Raw genomic sequence first — 15987 nt, forward strand, 5'->3', positions numbered from 1 at the left:
TTCAGCCCCTCGCGGCTGGCGCCGCTCCTACGACGGGAGCTGCCTCTGTAGGAGCGGCGCCAGCCGCGAGCCTTTCGTCGCCCCGTGTGCTTCAACGTGCATGCCGGCTCACGTTTGATTGCCCGGGGCTGTAACGCTTACACGAACTGCACGACCTGGGCTGCACCGCGGGCCTTGGCGGCCTGCGGGTTGTCGAAGTCGGCCAGCAGTTGCGCCTGCTTGGCCTTGGCCAGCGCGATGTGACGCTCCTTGACGTGGCCGTAGCCGCGGACCTCGTCGGGCATGCTGGCGAGCTTGACCGCGATGGCGAGGTTGTCGCGGTTGAGTTTGTCGCACAGCGTGTCGAGCAAGCGGTCGTAGTCCTCGATCGCCTGGCGCTCCATGCGACGCTCCTCGGTCTTGCCGAAGATGTCCCACTTGCCGCCGCGCAGGTGCTTGAGCCTGGCCAGGTGGCGGAAGGCCTTCAGCACCCACGGGCCGTACTTCTGCTTGACCGGCTCGCCCGTCTCCGGGTCACGCTTGGAGAGCAGCGGCGGGGCGAGGTTGTACTCGACCGTGTAGCCGTGCGGGAACTGCGCGTCGAGCTCGGCCAGGAAGGCCGGGTCGGAGTGCAGGCGGGCGACTTCGTACTCGTCCTTGTAGGCCATCAGCTTGTGGAAGTAGCGTGCGGCGGCCTCGGCGAGCGCCGAGGCTTCCGGCGCGACGCGCCGTTCGGCCTCCATCACGCGCTTCACCTTGGCCGCGTAGCGGCGGGCATAGGCGGCGTCCTGGTAGCCGATCAGGTCGGGCACGCGGATCTCGAGCAGGCGGCGCACTTCACCGCTGGCACCGACCGAATCCACGATCTGGCGCGCCTCGGCGGTCAGCTCGGGCAGCTTGGGCGCCTTGGCTTCGTACTTGTGGATCTCGGCGTGGACGTAGTCGAGGTCGACCACCGCCATGCGGCCCCACTTGAACGCCAGCAGGCTCATGTCCACCCCGACGCCGGCCTGGCGGATCGCAGTCTCGAAGGCGGCGGCGCTGATCGGCAGCGCACCGGCCTGGTAGGCCACGCCGACCATGAACATGTTGGTCGCCATGCTGTCGGCAAAGAGGCCCTCGGCCAGCGTCTGCGCGTCGAGATAGACGTTGTCGTTGCGGCGGCTGACGCGGTCGATGCCCTGGGTCAGGCGGTCGACGTTGGGGAACTGCACCGACTTGTCCGACACCATGTAGCCGGTCGGCGCCTGGCCGGTCGACACGATGGCGATCGTGCGCTCGGGGTGGCACTTGTCCAGGTTCTTGTTGTCGGTGGCGTTGAGGATGTCGAAACCCAGGTACAGGTCGGTGCTGCCGTCGGAGATCTTGTTCGCGCCGTCGAAGGGGGTGGCGGTGACCTTGATGTCCGAGATCACCGCGCCGCCCTTCTGCGCCAGGCCGGTCTGGTCCAGACCCACCGCCCACTTGCCGTCGATGCGCGCGGCGTTGGCGATGGTCGCCGCCACGGTCACCGAGCCGGTGCCGCCGATGCCCATGACGTGGGCGCCGAAGTTGTCCGGGTCGACCTTGAACACGGGGTCGGGCAGTTCGCGTTCGAGCGCGGGCAGGCGGCCCTTCTTCTTTTTCTTCGCCTCGCCGGCCTTGGGGTCAGCCTTGGGCGTGATGGTGAGGAAGGACGGGCAGAAGCCCTTCACGCAGGAGTAGTCCTTGTTGCACGAGGGCTGGTGGATGCGCGTCTTGCGGCCGAACTCGGTCTGCACCGGCTCGACCGACATGCAGTTGGACTTCTCGCCGCAGTCGCCGCAGCCTTCGCACACGCGCTCGTTGATCACCATGACCGCCTCCGGCTCCCAGGCCTTGCCGCGGCCACGCTGGCGGCGCAGCTCGGCGGCGCACTCCTGGTCGTGGATGAGTACGGTGGTGCCTTCGGTCTCGGCGAGCAGCTTCTGCGCTTCCATGATGCGGTCGCGGTGCCAGACCTCGGTGTTGCCGATGAGACTGACCGCGTTGTAGCGCGACAGGTCCTCGGTGGTGACGATGATGCGCTTGACGCCGTTGGCAACGAGCTCGGCCACCAGGTTGCGCACCGGCTCGGCGCCCATGATCTCCTGGCCGCCGGTCATCGAGGTGTGGCTGTTGACCAGGATCTTGAAGGTGATGTTGGTGTTGGTCGCCGCGCAGTAGCGCACCGCCAGGCTGCCCGAGTGGGCGTAGGTGCCGTCGCCCATGTTCTGGAAGATGTGCTGCGTGTCGGTGAAGGGCTGCATGCCGATCCACTGCGCGCCCTCGGCGCCCATGTGGGTGCCCATGACCACGCCGCGCTTCATCCACATCGCCATCGTGTGGCAGCCGATGCCGGCCGACACGATGCTGCCGTCGGGGGCCTTGGTGGAGGTGTTGTGCGGACAGCCCGAGCAGTACCAGGCCGAGCGCGTCAGCGTGGTCAGCGCGTTGCGGCTGTGGATCTCGTCCAGGCGCTTGATCCAGCCCTCGGCGGATTCCAGCTTGGTCTTGCGCGACAGGCGGGCGTGCAGCGCACGGGCGATGATGTCGGACTCGAACTCGCCGTGGAAGGGCAGCAGGTCGCGGCCTTCCTCGTCGCGCTTGCCGACGATGCGTGGCGCGTTGGCCGTGCCGTAGAGGATTTCCTTGGCGAACAGCTCGATGAAGGGGCGCTTTTCCTCGACGACGAGGATCTCCTCGAGCCCGCGCGCGAAGTCGCGGATGTCGTCCGGCTGCAGCGGGTTGAGCATGCCGATCTTGAGGATGCGCACGCCGGCGCGACGCAGCGCGTCGTCGTCCAGGCCCATCTCCATGAAGGCCTGGCGCAGGTCGTGGTAGGTCTTGCCGGCGGTGATGATGCCCAGCCAGGCGTCGGCGTTGGGGAGCGTGACCTTGTTGAGGCCGTTCTCGCGCGCATACAGGCGGGCGAGCTCCTGGCGCGCGTAGTACAGCGTGCGCTCCATGTCGAGCGCGTCCTTGCGCACGTTCATGCCGAGGTTGACCTCGGGCGTGTAGGGGCGGCCGTCGAGCTCGACCACCGGGGTGACGAACTTCAGGCGGTCGGGGTCGACGATGGCGCTGCCGCTGCCGTCGGCGACGTTGGTGACGATCTTGAGGCCCGCCCACAGGCCCGAGATGCGCGACAGGTAGTAGCCGTGCAGGCCGAAGTCGAGGATGTCCTGCACGTTGCCCGGGTAGAGCGAGGGGATGCCGACGTGGTAGAACATGGCCTCCGACTGACTCGGCAGCGAGGACGACTTGCAGCTCGGGTCGTCGCCGAAGATGGCGAGCACGCCACCATTGCGCAGGGTGCCGGTGTAGTTGGCGTGCTTGAGCGCGTCGCCCGAGCGGTCTACGCCCGGCGCCTTGCCGTACCAGGTGCCGACCACGCCGTCGAACTTCTGCTTGCCCACCGTGTGCATCATCTGGGTGCCCCAGACGGCGGTGGCGGCGAGGTCCTCGTTGAGGCCGTCGACGAACTGGATGTTGTGTTGCAGCAGCAGCTTTTGCTGCTTGATGAAGTTGGCGTCCAGCATGCCCACGGGCGAGCCGCGGTAGCCGGAGATGAACATGGCGTTGTTCAGACCGCGGCGGCGGTCGAAGCGGATCTGGTCCATCGTCAGGCGCACCAGCGCCTCGATGCCCCCGATGTGGATGATCCCCTCTTCTGCCGTGAATTGCCGCGTCAGGTCCTGTTTGGACGACATCGGTGTTGCCCCTCTTGAATGTGGTGTGCGCCCCGGATGTGCAACGGGCTGGCGCGCGCTCGAAATGGCGCGCTGCCAGCCCGTGTCAGCAGCGCTTGGATGCGATCAGGCGAAGCGGAACGAGACGTTGCCGAGGTCCTGGAAGCGGACGTTGACGTTGTCGCCCTTCTTGACCGGGATGGCTTCGGTGACGCCGCCGGTCATGATGAAGGTGCCGGCCGGGATCTCCTGGCCGCGCTTGCCGAGCTCGTTGGCCATCATCGCGATCGCCACCAGCGGGTTGCCGAGCACGGCCGCGCCGGCGGCCATGGAGACGATCTCGCCATTGATCTCGAGCACCACGCCCAGCGTCGGCAGGTCGAGTTCGTCGAGGTTGCGCATGTTGCCGCCGATCACGAAGCGGGCCGACGAGGTGTTGTCGGCGATCACGCTCTTGAGGTCGAACTTGAAGTCGCGATAGCGCGAGTCGATCACCTCGACCGCCGGCAGCACGAAGTCGATCGCCGCCATGACGTTGCCGATGTGGCAGCCGGGGCCGCGCAGCGGGGCCTTGGTGACGACGCAGATCTCGGCTTCGACCTTGGGGTGGATCAGCTCGTCGAACTTCACTTCGCCGCCGTCCGGCACCGACATGTAGTCGGCGATGAAGCCGAACACCGGGGTCTCGACGCCCATCTGCTTCATCTTGGCGCGCGAGGTCAGGCCCGCCTTGAGGCCGGCGATCCTGGTGCCACGCGCTTCCTTGCGGCGACGGATCTCGTCCTGGATGGCATAGGCGTCATCCCAGTCCATGTCGGGGTAGTCGTCGGTGATCTTGGTGACATCAAAAGCCTGCAGCTCGGCGTTTTCGAGGTGTTCTGCGAGCTTGGCGATGGTGGCCTGGTCGAGGGTGATTGCCATGGGTGCGGTTTCCTTGTCAGATGAAGCGGACCGACGTGCCACCGAGGCCGCCGACGTTGCAGATGAGGCTGTCGCCGGCGACGACCGGGACGAGCGGGGATTGCGAACCGGAGAGGATGATCTCGCCGGCCTTGAGGCCGATCCCCAGGCGCCCCAGGGTGTTGGCCAGCCAGGCGATGGCGTTGACCGGCGAGCCCTGCACGGCGGCGCCGGTGGAGGTGCTGATGATGTCGCCGTTCTTGGACAGCACCATGCCGGCGAGCGCGAGGTCGAGCTGGCGCGGGCTCTTGCGCACGCCGCCGAGCACCAGCACGCCGCAGGAGGCGTTGTCGGCCACGGTGTCCTGGATCTTGATCTTCCAGTCCTTGATGCGCGAATCGACGATCTCGAAGCAGGGCACCACGCAGTCGGTGGCGCGCAGCACGTCGGCCGCAGTCACGCCCGGGCCCATGAGGTCGTTCTTGAGGATGAAGGCCACCTCGGCCTCGGCCTTGGGGGCGATCATCGACGAGGCGACGATCGGCTCGCCCTCGTTGTAGACCATGTTCGACAGCAGCTGGCCGAAGTCGGGCTGGTTCACCTTCAGTATGTCCATGACGACCTTGCTGGTGACGCCGATCTTCTTGCCGACCACGCTGTGGCCGTCGTCGAGCTGGCGCTGGATCATGCGCAGCTGGATGTTGTAGGCGTCCTCGATGGTGATGTCGGGCTCGCGGTCGGTGAGCGGTGCGACCGGGGTGAGGGTCTTGAGTGCGGTGTACAGCTCGTCGCCGTAGTGATTGATCTTGCTCTGGTCCATGTCGTGTTCCCGGTGAGGTGTTTGGTTGATGAGCCGGTGATCAGTACTTGATCATCACGTTGCGCAGTTCGGTGTAGAACTCGAGCGAGTGCACCCCGCCCTCACGGCCGATGCCCGATTGCTTGGAGCCGCCGAAGGGGGTGCGCAGGTCGCGCAGGAACCAGCTGTTGATCCAGCACAGGCCGACCTCGATGGCGTTGGCCATGCGCATGGCGCGGCTGATGTCCTGGGTGTGCACCGAGGTGGCCAGGCCGTAGCGGTTGGCGTTGACCATGTTCAGCACTTCCTCTTCGGTGTCGAAGGGCTGGATGTGGCAGCACGGCCCGAAGATCTCCTCGGTGACCACGGTCGCGGTCTCGGGCAGGCCGGTCCAGATCGTGGGCTGTACCCAGCAGCCGTCCTTGAGGTCTTCCGGCATGTCGGGGATGCCGCCGCCGCAGACGATGTTGGCGCCTTCTTCCTTGGCCTTGGCGTACATGCCCAGCACCTTGGCCTGGTGCTTCTTGCTCACCAGCGGGCCGATCTTGGTGTCGGGGTCGAAGGGGCGACCCGGCTTCATGGTCTCGGCGGTGTGCTTCATCGCGGCGACCAGCTTGTCGAAGATCGGGCGCTCGACATACACGCGCTCGGTGCCGAGGCAGACCTGGCCAGCGTTCTCGAAGCAGGAGCGGGTGAGGGTGGCGATGGTGTTGTCGAAGTCGCAGTCGGCGAACACCACGGCGGCGTTCTTGCCGCCCAGTTCCAGCGACACCGGGCGGATACCGTCGGCCGCGGCCTTCATGATCGCGGTGCCGGTGCGGGTCTCGCCGGTGAAGGTGACGCCGTTGACGTCCGGGTGCGCGGTCAGGAAGGCGCCGGCCGAATCCACGCCGAAGCCGTTGACCACGTTGTACACGCCCTTGGGCAGGCCGACCTTGTTCATCACCTCGCCGAGCAGGGTAGCGGTGCTGGGGGTGTCTTCCGAGGGCTTGACGACCACGGTGTTGCCGCAGGCGAGCGCCGGGCCGGCCTTCCAGGTCATCAGCAGCAGCGGCAGGTTCCACGGGCAGATGATCGCGATCACGCCGCGCGGGGTGCGTACGCCGTAGCTGCGTGCGGTCTTGCCGTCCGGGGTGCGCATCTCGAAGGACTCGGTCGACACGTTCTTGATGGTGTCGGTGAAGATCTTGAAGTTGGCTGCACCGCGCGGGATGTCGATGTGCGAGGCGAGGTGGGCGGGCTTGCCGGTGTCGGCGATTTCGGCCTGCAGGAAGTCGTCGAAGCGGCGGTTGATCTCATTGACGACCTCGTCGAGCAGGTTGCAGCGCTCGACCACGGAGAGCTTGCCCCAGGGGCCTTTGAGTGCGGCCTTGGCGGCAGCGACGGCAGCATCGACCTCCGGCTTGCCGGCTTCGTACACCATGCCGATCAGCGCGTTGTCGACCGGGTTGCGGTTCTCGTAGGTCTTGCCGCTGGCGTTGGTGACGTACTCGCCGTTGATGAAGTTCTTGATCTCTTTCATGTTCGAAGGGTCCTCGAGTGATGTGTCGTTCGTTGTGGTCGCGGTGCGGGTGCCGTGGCCTTTTGCGCGACCCTTGAGCATGAGTCGCGAGATAAATTGTGAATCTCGAGATTTTATACGCGAGATTTTCCGTGGCTGCAAGCCCGACAGGAAAAATCAGCGTGTCGCGCTCGCCCGTGCCTCGCGTTCCCCGTGCGCACCTTCATGGTGCGGGCGGAGTCGTGTGCACCGCCGTGGTGCGCGCATGAGGTCGAAAGCCGTGCGGTGACGTCACGCCGGCCCTGCCTGGCCGTCGTTGCTCGATCGCGAGCCTTGTCCTTTCAATGGCTTGTGGCACTTCGTCGCAAGCTGGTCCGCAGCTTGCTAGGCAGCTGCCATGAATGCGCCCGCCCTCGCCTCGGCCCTTGCTATTGCACCCACGCCTGCTGGCGCAGGCTGGCAGGCCCGGCTGCGTCTTGGTTTCGAGCGCCGTGGGGCACGCACGGTGCTTGTCGCGCGTGAGCACTGCGGGCCGCTGGTGGTGCAACGGCCGCTGTATCCCGAGGGTGAGGCGGTGTGCCACACCATCCTGGTGCATCCGCCGGCCGGGATCGCCGGTGGTGACCGCCTGGCACTTACGCTGGCCCTGGGGGCCGGTGCGCATGTGCTGTTGACGACGCCGGGTGCGGGCAAGTGGTACCGCAGTGCGGGTCTGCATGGCGAGCTGGTGCAGCGCATCGAGATCGCAGAGGGGGGCGTGTGCGAGTTCCTGCCGCAGGAGAGCATCGTCTATGACGGTGCTCTCGGCGCCGTGACGACGGAAGTGGAACTGGGCGGATCGGCAGTGTTCATCGGTGCCGAGATGCTGTGCCTTGGGCGTACGGGTTCGGGCGAACGCTTCGGCCGGGGCGAGCTTGCGCTGCGCACGCGTATCCGCCGCGACGGCAGGCCGGTGTGGCTCGAGCGCGGCGTGCTCAAGGGCGGCGGTGCGCTGCTCGATAGTGCAGTGGGCCTGGGTGGCGAGCCGGTGAGCGCCTGCCTGCTGATTGCGGCACCCGCCTGCGATGCGGCCTTGCTGGAAGCCTGGCGGGCGGTGGAGCCCGTCGCCGGGCAGGGGGCGGTGACCCTGCTGCCCGGCCTGCTCGTCGCGCGCTGGTTGGGCCCGGCTTGCGAGCCCGGTCGGCAATGGCTGACGCGTCTGTGGAGCGTGGCGCGTCCGGCGGTGGCGGGGCGCGCAGCGCAGGTGCCGCGCATCTGGAGAACTTGAGACAAGCGTGCGCCGCCGGCCCAGGTGCCGGCCGGCGCCTGAGGAGGAAGGATGGAACTGACACCCCGCGAGAAGGACAAGCTGCTGATCTTTACCGCCGGCCTGCTGGCCGAGCGCCGGCGCGCGCGCGGCCTGAAGCTGAACTACCCCGAGGCGGTGGCACTGATCACCTGCGCCATCTTCGAAGGCGCGCGCGACGGGCGCACGGTGGCCGAGCTGATGAGCTACGGCGCAACCTTGCTCACCCGCGATGACGTGATGGAAGGCGTGGCCGAGATGATCCCCGATATCCAGGTCGAGGCCACCTTTCCCGACGGGACCAAGCTGGTGACCGTGCACAACCCCATCCTGTGAGGCCCTTGCGATGATTCCGGGTGAATACTTCGTCGCCGATGGCGACATCGAACTCAATGTCGGCCGCACCACCTTGACGCTGGTGGTGACCAACACGGGCGATCGCCCGATCCAGGTCGGTTCGCACTATCACTTTGCCGAAACCAATACCGCGCTCCACTTCGACCGTGCTGCGGCGCGCGGCTTCCGGCTGAACATTGCAGCGGGTACCGCGGTGCGTTTCGAGCCTGGTCAGTCGCGTACCGTGGAACTGGTGGCGCTCGATGGCGAGCGCGAGGTGTATGGATTCAACGGCCTGGTCATGGGAGCACTGTGATGGCGGAGATCTCGCGCCGCGCCTATGCGGAAATGTTTGGCCCGACCGTGGGTGATCGCCTGCGCCTCGCCGACACCGAACTGGTGATCGAAGTCGAGCACGACTTCACGATCTACGGCGAGGAGGTGAAGTTCGGTGGCGGCAAGGTGATCCGCGACGGCATGGGCCAGGGCCAGGGCGTCTCGGCCGACGTGGCGGACACGATCATCACCAACGCGCTCATCGTCGATGCGGTCGCTGGCATCGTGAAGGCCGACGTCGCCCTCAAGGACGGACGTATCTGGCGGATCGGCAAGGGCGGCAATCCGGACATCCAGCCCGGGGTGACGATCCCCATCGGTGCCGGTACCGAGGTCATCGCCGGCGAGGGCATGATCCTGACCGCCGGCGGCATCGACAGCCACATCCACTGGATCTGCCCGCAGCAGATCGAAGAGGCGCTGATGTCGGGCGTCACCACCATGCTCGGTGGTGGCACCGGACCCGCGACCGGCACCTACGCCACCACGTGCACGCCGGGGCCGTGGCATGTCCACCGCATGCTCGAGGCGGCCGAAGCCTTCCCGATGAACATGGGCTTCTTCGGCAAGGGCAACGCCAGCCTGCCGGCGCCGTTGAAGGAGCAGGTGGCAGCCGGTGTGATCGGGCTCAAGCTGCACGAGGACTGGGGTACGACGCCGGCGGCGATCGACAACTGCCTGACGGTGGCCGACGAGATGGACATCCAGGTTGCCATCCATTCCGACACGCTCAACGAGTCCGGTTTCGTCGAGGCGACACTGGCGGCATTCAAGGGCCGCACCATCCACACCTTCCATACCGAAGGTGCGGGCGGTGGTCATGCACCGGACATCATCAAGGCGATCAGCCGGCCCAATGTGCTGCCGTCGTCGACCAACCCGACACGGCCCTACACGGTCAACACCATCGATGAGCACCTCGACATGCTGATGGTGTGCCATCACCTCGATCCGTCGATTGCCGAGGACGTGGCGTTTGCCGAGTCGCGCATCCGCCGCGAGACCATTGCCGCCGAGGACATCCTGCACGACAGCGGCGCGTTCTCGATGATGTCGTCGGACTCCCAGGCCATGGGCCGGGTGGGCGAGGTGGTGATCCGCACCTGGCAGACCGCGCACAAGATGAAGCTGCAACGCGGCTGGCTGGCGCCCCGGCGCGGCCCCGCCGCAGCGGTGCCGGAGGCGGTCGCGGCCATCGAGGGCAGCGACCGCAACGACAATTTCCGCGTCAAGCGCTACATCGCCAAGTACACCATCAACCCGGCCATCACGCACGGCGTCGCCCACGAGGTGGGTTCGATCGAGCCCGGCAAGCTCGCCGATCTGGTGTTGTGGCGGCCAGCATTCTTCGGCGTCAAGCCCAGCCTGATCCTGAAGGGCGGCATGATTGCCGCCGCGGCGATGGGCGATCCCAACGCCTCGATCCCGACCCCGCAGCCGGTGCATTACCGACCGATGTTCGGCAGTTTCGGCAAGGCGCTGAAGACCTCGGTGACCTTCGTTTCGGCGGCCGCCCTGGCGAATCCCGAGATCGCCGCGCTCGGGCTGCACAAGCCGCTGGTGGCGGTGCGGGGCTGCCGCAAGGTGAGCAAGGCCGACATGGTGTTGAACGATGCTACGCCCTCCATCGAGGTCGACCCCGAAACCTACGTCGTGCGTGCCGACGGCGAGCACCTGAGCTGCGAGCCGGCTGCGGCCTTGCCTATGGCACAGCGCTACTTCCTGTTCTGAGACGACATCATGCAAGCAGATTCCACTACCGTCGCACCGGTCGCCACGGTGTCGGCGCCCCCCGCTTCTTCCGCGCTGTGCCTGATCGAGGCTCGCTACAGCGGCGATGCGCCGGTGAGCGACCATCTGGAGCTCGATTTCAACACCCGCAGCAAGAGCCGCCTGCGCGCACGCCTGGCCTCCGGCGCCGAGGTTGGCCTGTTCCTGCCGCGTGGCACCATCCTGCGCGGTGGCGACCGGCTGCTGGCGAACGATGGCCGGGTGGTCGCCGTGGTGTCCGCAGCCGAAGACCTGCTCGAGGTGCGCTGCGCCACCGCGACCGAACTCGCGCGCGCAGCCTTTCATCTTGGCAACCGCCATGTCGCGGTGGAGGTCGGGCGCGATGGCGGTGGCGACTGGTTGCGCCTGCAGGCCGACCATGTACTCGAGGACATGCTCGTCGGCCTGGGAGCATTGGTAAGCACGCTGCGGGCACCCTTCGAACCCGAGGCTGGCGCCTATGCGCCCGGCCACCAGCATCCGGGCGATGGCAGCGGTGCGCGCATCCATCTGATGGCAGGGCGGTGAGCATGCACGCGGCGACGCCCCTGCTGCCCCTGTTGCGCCTGCTGCAACTGGCCAGCCCTGCGCTGCCGGTGGGCGCCTATACCTACTCGCAAGGCCTGGAGTGGGCGGTGGAGAGTGGCGTGGTCGCCAGAGAGGCGGACGCCGCGGCGTGGATCGGCGATCTGCTCGAGTGGAGCGTGGCACGCTTCGAGGCGCCGTTGCTGGCGAGCCAGCTTGCTGCCTGGGCCTGTGGCGCGGACGGCGAGGTGGCGCGGCTCAACGACGACTTTCTCGCCAGCCGGGAGACGGCCGAGCTGCGTGCCGAGACGCTGCAGATGGGCTGGTCGCTGGTCAGGCTGCTCACCGAACTGGATGCCTTCGCCGCGCTGCCGGGCTGGCGTGCGCGCCTGCTGGCGCTCGATACGCCCTGCTTTCCGACCGCCTGGTCGGCCGCTGCCGCAGCCTGGCAGGTGCCGGCCGATCAGGCCCTGGCCGCCTACCTCTGGGCCTGGGCCGAGAACCAGGTGATGGCGGCGCTAAAGGCGGTGCCGCTCGGTCAGAGCGCAGGCCAGCGCCTGCTGGCCATGCTTGGCGAGCGTATTCCGGCGCTGGTCGGGCAGGCGCTGGAGCTGCCCGAAGCGCGCTGGAGCAACTACACCCCCGGCCTGGCCATTGCCAGCAGCCGGCATGAAACCCAATACACGAGGCTGTTCAGATCATGAGCATGAATCTCTCAGAAGGCTGCGGTCGCGATCGCGGGCATCATCGCGGTCCGCTCCGAGTCGGCATCGGAGGTCCCGTCGGCTCCGGCAAGACGGCGCTCACGCTTGCGCTGTGCCTGGCGCTGCGCGACAAGTACAACATCGCTGTGGTCACCAACGACATCTACACCGCCGAGGATGCCCAGTTCCTCGTGCGCAACGAAGCGCTCGCACCCGAGCGCATCATCGGCGTCGAGACCGGTGGCTGCCCACATACGGCGATTCGCGAGGACGCCTCGATCAACCTCGAGGCAGTCGATCGGCTCAACGCGCGCTTTCCGGGGCTGGACATCATCTTCGTCGAGTCCGGCGGTGACAACCTGGCGGCGACCTTCTCGCCCGAGCTGTCGGACCTGACGATCTATGTCATCGACGTGTCGGCCGGCGACAAGATCCCGCGCAAGGGGGGGCCGGGCATTACCCGCAGCGACCTGCTGGTGATCAACAAGATCGACCTTGCACCGCTGGTCGGCGCCTCGCTCGAGGTCATGGACCGCGATGCGCGCAAGATGCGTGGTACGCGCCCCTTCGTGTTCTCCAACCAGAAGACGGGCCAGGGACTCGCCGATATCATCGACTTCATCGAGCGTCAGGGCTTGCTGGTGGCGGCCTGAAAGGCGCCTGACGGCCTGGCTGCTTCGCAATCCCGGTAGCTTCATCTGATGTTCATTTCTTGAAAGTGCAGGAGTCTCCATCATGAACACCCATCCCGTTCGCGCGGCGCTCGTCGCCGTGGCGCTGGCCACCGTCTCCGGTGCCGCGCTCGCCCACCCCGGTCACGAAGGTGCGAGCTTCTTCAGCGGCTTCGCCCACCCGTTCGGCGGTGTCGACCATTTGCTTGCGATGCTGGCCGTCGGCCTGTACGCGGCGCGCCAGCCCGGCGCCACGCGCTGGATGCTGCCTGCAGGCTTCGTACTGGCGATGCTGGCGGGCGCGGGGTTGGGCGCCCTCGATTTCGCGCTGCCCGCGGTAGAGGCCGGCATTGCTGCCTCGGTGCTGGTGCTGGGGCTGTTGATCGCGCTTGCCGCGCGTCTGCCCGTGGCGGCGAGCTTGCCCCTCGTTGCCGCCTTCGCGCTCTTCCATGGCCATGCCCACCATGCCGAGATGGAGGGCGCCAGCCTGGCGACCTACGCCCTGGGCTTTGCGCTCGCGACCGCGCTGTTGCACGGCGCCGGCTATGCACTGACGCGGTGGACGCCGCAGACGCTGCTCGGCGACCGTGTCCACCGCGCGGCCGGCGCAGCCATCGCCGGCACCGGGGCTTTGCTGCTCGGCGCCTGAGCCTGACTCCGGGGCGGCTGCGCTGGGCGCGTACGCACCCGGCGCAGCCGCTGACGCGCTCGAGCTGTTGCAGGCGTAGCTGCCCGATTGGGACTAGCATGCAGGTATCAGCACGGAGGGCATCATGGACCTGGAACATTTCGTTTGCAGCCTGCCCAAGGCCGAGTTGCACGTACACATCGAAGGCACGCTGGAGCCGGAGATGATGTTCGAGCTTGCCCGCCGCAACGGTGTGGCCCTGCCGTGGAAGAGCGTGGAAGAGACTCGCGCGGCTTATGCCTTTACCGACCTGCAGAGCTTTCTCGATCTCTACTACGCCGGCGCGGCCGCGCTGATCCATGAGCGCGACTTCTTCGAACTCGCATTGGCCTACTTCGAGCGCGCCCATGCCGACGGCGTGGTGCATGCCGAACTGTTCTTCGACCCGCAGACCCATACCGCACGCGGTGTCGCCTTTGCCACCGTCGTGGATGGCCTGGAGCGTGCCTGCGCCGAGGCCCAGGTGCGCTGGGGGATCAGTTCGCGGCTCATCCTCTGCTTCCTGCGTCATCTGAGCGAGGACGAGGGCTTCGCAACCCTCGAGCAGGCCTTGCCGCAGCTCGCCCGCATCCACGGCGTCGGCCTCGATTCGTCAGAGCGCGGACACCCTCCGGCCAAGTTCGCGCGCCTGTTCGCACGCTGCCGTGAGTTGGGCCTGCACATCGTGGCGCACGCGGGTGAGGAGGGACCGCCGGCCTACATCGTGGACGCGCTCGACGTGCTGAAGGTCGAGCGCATCGACCATGGCGTGCGTTGTGCCGAAGACCCCGCACTGGTCGAACGCCTGGCGCGCGAGCAGGTTGCGCTGACGGTATGCCCGCTGTCGAACGTCAAGCTGTGCGTGTTTCCCGATCTCGCGCAGCACAACCTGAAGCGGCTTCTTGAGGCCGGCTTGAAGGTGACGATCAACTCCGACGACCCGGCCTATTTCGGCGGCTACATCGCGCGCAACTTCATCGACACCGCGCGTGCGCTGGGCCTGAGCCGCACGCAGCTCAAGCGCATCGCCCGCAACAGCCTGGAAGCGAGCTTCGTGCCGGAGTCCTTGCGTACGCCCTGGCTGCTGCGGCTGGACGCAATGCCGGCTTGAAAGCGTATCGGCTCTTCAGTTCCTGGGGTTTTTTGCTTTGTTAGATAATTATCAAAAACTGAAATAGGGGTGCGCGTTAGACTGATGGCTCGATGACCCGGATCACGGAGTGCTGACATGAGCGTCCGACCCAACCGAGCTGCCAGCCTGCTGGCGGGCTTCTGCTTGCTGCTGCTTGCCACGCTGGCCATCGCGTCCACCGGCACCGCCGATCACAGCAAGTTCAAGGAGTTGCAGGGGCCCTTCAAGTCGGGTGAGGAGGTCACCGCGGCCTGTCTCGCCTGTCACACCGAAGCCGCAAAGCAGGTCATGGCCACACGCCACTGGACCTGGGAGTACGTCAATCCCGACACCGGCCAGAAGCTGGGCAAGAAGACCATGCTCAACGGTTTCTGCATCGGCGACCGTTCGAACGAGGCCTTCTGCCAGTCCTGTCATATCGGCTATGGCTGGAAGGACGAGACCTTTGACTTCACGGCCGAGAACAAGGTCGATTGCCTGGCGTGTCACAACACCGGCGCCTACCGCAAGCTGGCCGGCTTCGCGGGTCATCCACCGTACGAGCGCATCGAGTTCCCGCCCAAGTCCGGCAAGTTCGTCGAGGCCACCGATCTTGCCAGCGTGGCACAGAGCATCGGTGCCACCTCGCGGCGCACCTGCGGCGCCTGCCATTACTTCGGCGGTGGTGGCGACGGCGTCAAGCATGGCGACCTTGACTCCTCGCTCAACAAGCCCGACAAGGCGCTCGACGTGCACATGGCGGCGGACGGGCTCAACTTCACCTGTGCGAGCTGTCACAAGACGGACAAGCATGCCGTCGCCGGCAGCCGCATCAGCATGACCGGCGCCGACCCGCACGGCGCGATCATGCGAGGCGAGAAGACCGACCGCAATCCCGCGACCTGCCAGGCCTGCCATGGCGACCGACCGCACAAGGGTAACTTCCAGCACTCGGAGCGCCTCAACGACCATACCCGCACGCTGGCCTGCCAGACCTGCCACATCCCCGAGTTTGCGCGCGGTGGCGTGCCCACCAAGATGGGCTGGGACTGGTCCACTGCCGGCAAGCTGACACCTGAGGGCAAGCCCTTCCAGCTCAAGGACGACAGGGGACACGTCATCTACGACAGCAAGAAGGGCGATTTCGTGCTCGGCGAGAACGTGCAGCCCGATTACCTGTGGTTCAACGGCCAGGTGAGCTACACCCAGCCCGATACCCGCATCGACCCTGCTACCCGGGTGGCGATCAACACCTTCCATGGCACCCCCGGGGCGTCCGATGCACGCATCTGGCCGGTCAAGACCTTCCACGGCAAGCAACCTTATGACACCGAGCACCTGACTCTGCTCGTGCCGCACACCGCGACGCCGGACGACACCGCCTTCTGGTACAACTTCGACTGGCCCAAGGCGCTTCAGGCCGGTGCGGACGCCACCGGCCAGCCCTACAGCGGCAAGTTCGACTTCGTGGAGACCTCCATGCTGTGGCCGATCACCCACATGGTCGCGCCCAAGGACAAGGCGCTCGACTGCGCCCAGTGCCACGCCGACGACGGGCGGCTCGCCGGGGTGCCCGGAGTGTGGATGCCGGGCCGCGACCGCAACGCGATGCTGGACACTTTCGGTTTCGGCCTTGCTGGCTTGATGCTGCTTGGTGCGATCGGCCACGGTGGACTGCGCTTCCTGACCCGCAACAAGCGCAAGGAGCACTGAC

At 66.7% G+C, this 15987-nt stretch carries 14 protein-coding genes; 10 read left to right on the plus strand and 4 right to left on the minus strand.

The window, feature by feature from the left end; all coding sequences use genetic code 11:
• Positions 1-137: 137 nt before the first annotated feature.
• From C662_RS16160 to C662_RS16175, 4 genes are all read right to left on the minus strand, one after another.
• On the minus strand, positions 138-3689 hold the full coding sequence (locus tag C662_RS16160; protein ID WP_002931479.1) for an indolepyruvate ferredoxin oxidoreductase family protein: 3552 nt from the start codon (positions 3687-3689) through the stop codon (positions 138-140).
• 105 nt (positions 3690-3794) lie between these two features.
• Positions 3795-4589 carry a 2-oxo-3-hexenedioate decarboxylase gene (gene dmpH / locus C662_RS16165; protein ID WP_002931480.1) on the minus strand — a complete coding sequence of 265 codons (795 nt, stop codon included), beginning with the start codon at positions 4587-4589 and terminating at the stop codon, positions 3795-3797.
• Between the two features lie 16 nt (positions 4590-4605).
• Positions 4606-5388: a 2-oxopent-4-enoate hydratase gene (dmpE, locus tag C662_RS16170; RefSeq protein ID WP_002931481.1), complete on the minus strand. Its 783-nt coding sequence runs from the start codon at positions 5386-5388 to the stop codon at positions 4606-4608.
• Between the two features lie 40 nt (positions 5389-5428).
• A complete protein-coding gene (locus tag C662_RS16175) occupies positions 5429-6889 on the minus strand; it encodes a 2-hydroxymuconic semialdehyde dehydrogenase (protein ID WP_002931482.1) in 1461 nt (486 codons plus the stop codon).
• A 376-nt stretch (positions 6890-7265) separates the two neighbouring features.
• Here C662_RS16175 and C662_RS16180 point away from each other — a divergent pair, with 376 nt between their 5' ends.
• The 10 genes from C662_RS16180 (at position 7266) to C662_RS16225 (ending at position 15986) form a co-directional block, all read left to right on the plus strand.
• Entirely contained in the window at positions 7266-8135 is an 870-nt protein-coding gene (locus C662_RS16180) for an urease accessory protein UreD (protein WP_002931483.1), read from the plus strand.
• A 51-nt stretch (positions 8136-8186) separates the two neighbouring features.
• A complete protein-coding gene (gene ureA, locus C662_RS16185) occupies positions 8187-8489 on the plus strand; it encodes an urease subunit gamma (RefSeq protein WP_002931484.1) in 303 nt (100 codons plus the stop codon).
• Between the two features lie 10 nt (positions 8490-8499).
• Positions 8500-8805, plus strand: coding sequence for an urease subunit beta (locus C662_RS16190; RefSeq protein WP_002931486.1), 306 nt, complete (start codon positions 8500-8502; stop codon positions 8803-8805).
• On the plus strand, positions 8805-10556 hold the full coding sequence (gene ureC, locus C662_RS16195) for an urease subunit alpha (RefSeq protein WP_002931487.1): 1752 nt from the start codon (positions 8805-8807) through the stop codon (positions 10554-10556). Before C662_RS16190 ends, ureC begins: the two co-directional genes overlap by 1 nt.
• 9 nt (positions 10557-10565) lie before the next feature.
• The gene (ureE, locus tag C662_RS16200; RefSeq protein WP_002931488.1) at positions 10566-11123 is read left to right on the plus strand and encodes an urease accessory protein UreE; all 558 of its coding nucleotides are present in this window, start codon (positions 10566-10568) and stop codon (positions 11121-11123) included.
• A gap of 2 nt (positions 11124-11125) precedes the next feature.
• Positions 11126-11824: an urease accessory protein UreF gene (locus C662_RS16205; protein ID WP_002931489.1), complete on the plus strand. Its 699-nt coding sequence runs from the start codon at positions 11126-11128 to the stop codon at positions 11822-11824.
• Between the two features lie 2 nt (positions 11825-11826).
• Complete coding sequence (ureG, locus tag C662_RS16210) at positions 11827-12477, plus strand: urease accessory protein UreG (RefSeq protein ID WP_002931490.1); 651 nt, start codon at positions 11827-11829, stop codon at positions 12475-12477.
• A gap of 82 nt (positions 12478-12559) precedes the next feature.
• The gene (locus C662_RS16215) at positions 12560-13144 is read left to right on the plus strand and encodes a HupE/UreJ family protein (RefSeq protein WP_002931491.1); all 585 of its coding nucleotides are present in this window, start codon (positions 12560-12562) and stop codon (positions 13142-13144) included.
• A 124-nt stretch (positions 13145-13268) separates the two neighbouring features.
• On the plus strand, positions 13269-14273 hold the full coding sequence (locus tag C662_RS16220) for an adenosine deaminase (protein ID WP_002931493.1): 1005 nt from the start codon (positions 13269-13271) through the stop codon (positions 14271-14273).
• 117 nt (positions 14274-14390) lie between these two features.
• Positions 14391-15986: a tetrathionate reductase family octaheme c-type cytochrome gene (locus C662_RS16225; RefSeq protein WP_002931494.1), complete on the plus strand. Its 1596-nt coding sequence runs from the start codon at positions 14391-14393 to the stop codon at positions 15984-15986.
• Position 15987: the final 1 nt, after the last annotated feature.

The organism is Thauera sp. 28 (assembly GCF_000310145.2).
GTDB classification, from domain to species: domain Bacteria; phylum Pseudomonadota; class Gammaproteobacteria; order Burkholderiales; family Rhodocyclaceae; genus Thauera; species Thauera mechernichensis.